Below are 1321 nucleotides of genomic sequence, written 5' to 3'. Positions count from 1 at the left end.
TGAACCGCCCCGGGTTTGCCGGAGGCCGTTTCTTTTGAGTCACGCGGCCATGGCTGGTTCTTCCAGCATGGCGTAGTAGCGTTCCTCGGCTTCCGCCGGCGGGATGTTGCCGATGGGCTCCAGCAGCCGGCGATTGTTGAACCAGTCGACCCAGGTCAGCGTGGCGAACTCTACGGCCTCGAAGCTACGCCATGGCCCGCGCCGATGAATGACCTCGGCCTTGTAGAGGCCGTTGATCGTCTCGGCGAGAGCATTGTCGTAGGAATCGCCCACACTGCCGACGGAGGGTTCGATGCCGGCTTCGGCCAGTCGCTCGGTGTAGCGGATGCTGACATATTGAGACCCCCTGTCGGAATGGTGCACCAGGCCGCCGCGGTGGATGGGCCGCCGTTCGTGCAGGGCCTGTTCGAGAGCATCGAGGACAAAGCCCGCATGGGCGGTCCTGCTCACCCGCCAGCCGACGATGCGGCGGGCATAGGCATCGATGACGAAGGCCACGTAAACGAAGCCGGACCAGGTGCTGACGTAGGTGAAGTCCGACAGCCACAGCCTGTTCGGCGCGGGGGCATGGAAGACCCGGTTCACATGGTCGAGCGGGCACGGGGCGGCCTTGTCCTGCACCGTGGTGCGGATCGGCTTGCCGCGGATGACGCCCTGAAGGCCGAGGTCGGCCATCAGCCGCTCGACCGTGCAGCGCGCGACGGCGAAGCCTTCACGCAGCATCTGCCGCCAGACCTTGCGCGCGCCATAGACCTCGAAGTTCTCGGCGAAGACGCGCTCGATCTCAGGCCTCAGGACACCGTCCCGCTTCGCCCGCGCCGACAGCTTCTCCGGATCGACGCGCTTGGCGACGTGGTCGTGGTAGGTCGACGGGGCGATCGGCAGAACCTTGCAGATCGGCTCGACCCCATGGACCCCGCGGTGATCGTCTATGAACCCGATCATCGTTTGAACGGGCGGTCGAGCTCCGCCTGGGCAAAATAAGCGGAAGCCTTGCGCAGGATCTCGTTGGCCTGCCGAAGCTCCCGGTTCTCCCTCTCTAGCGCCTTCAGCTTTGCCGCCATGTCCGTCGGCACACCGGCGCGCTTGCCGGCGTCTACCTCGGACTTCTTCACCCACTCGTTCAGCGTCTGGCCCGTGCAGCCGATCTTGGACGCGATCGACATGACCGCAGCCCACCGGGAGGGATGTTCATGTTCGTGATCCAGCACCAGCCGCACGGCTCGCTGGCGCACTTCCGGGGAAAACTTGTTCGTCGTCTTGCTCATGATGGCTCCACCTTCTCAGGAGTTGGAGCCTCCGGCAAACCCGGAGCGGTTCA

Annotated in this window: 1 protein-coding gene and 1 other annotated feature; the gene reads right to left on the bottom strand. The window is 65.0% G+C overall.

From position 1 onward, the window contains the following. Positions 1–39: 39 nt before the first annotated feature. A protein-coding gene (locus tag V1479_RS26100; protein ID WP_173187516.1) for an IS3 family transposase occupies positions 40–1268 on the bottom strand; the annotation gives its coding sequence in 2 pieces (ribosomal slippage) (positions 40–980 and positions 980–1268; 1230 coding nt in all). Further along, positions 871–987 (bottom strand) — a sequence feature (AL1L pseudoknot). It overlaps the preceding gene by 117 nt. Positions 1269–1321 lie beyond the last annotated feature (53 nt).

The sequence above is a fragment of the Neoaquamicrobium sediminum genome, assembly GCF_040970315.1.
In the GTDB taxonomy this organism is placed as follows: domain Bacteria; phylum Pseudomonadota; class Alphaproteobacteria; order Rhizobiales; family Rhizobiaceae; genus Aerobium; species Aerobium sediminum.
The sequence above is the reverse complement of the archived record's forward strand: the minus strand, read 5'-3'. Positions and strand labels throughout refer to the sequence as shown.